A 546-nucleotide genomic window follows, 5' to 3' on the forward strand; every position below is an offset into this window, starting at 1 on the left:
CAAAGATCCCAGGGAGTTTCCAGTGCTCGTGAGAGTGGTGGGGTGTTCTCGGGGTGTTTGGTGCGTGGTGTATTTACTTAATATTTCATTGGTCGCACACCTGCTGATGGGTCCCCTTGTATGGGGTGCCTGGGTGGGTGTGTGTTCGATCAAAATGCTTATGTGATTTCAAGTCTTCAAGAGCATACGGTGGATGCCTGGGCATCTGGAGCCGAAGAAGGACGTAGTAATCTGCGATAAGCCTCGGGGAGCCGATAAACGGGCTGTGATTCGAGGATTTCCGAATGGGGAAACCCCGCCAGGCGGCGTGCTGACCTGGTGACTCCCGCCTGAATATATAGGGCGGGTAGAGGGAACGTGGGGAAGTGAAACATCTCAGTACCCACAGGAAGAGAAAACAATAGTGATTCCGGGAGTAGTGGCGAGCGAAACCGGATCAGGCTAAACCATGCGTGTGTGATACCTGGCAGGGGTTGCACGTGTGGGGTTGCGGGACATGCCTCGAGACGCTGCTGAGTCTCGGACGTGAGAGTGAAGCTATAGGAG

General features: G+C 54.4%; 1 rRNA gene. It reads left to right on the forward strand.

The window, feature by feature from the left end:
- Positions 1-166: 166 nt before the first annotated feature.
- Positions 167-546, forward strand: a 23S ribosomal RNA gene (locus ACFQND_RS12180); the annotation flags it as partial.

The organism is Polaromonas aquatica (genome assembly GCF_042659145.1).
Classification (GTDB): domain Bacteria; phylum Pseudomonadota; class Gammaproteobacteria; order Burkholderiales; family Burkholderiaceae_C; genus Polaromonas; species Polaromonas aquatica.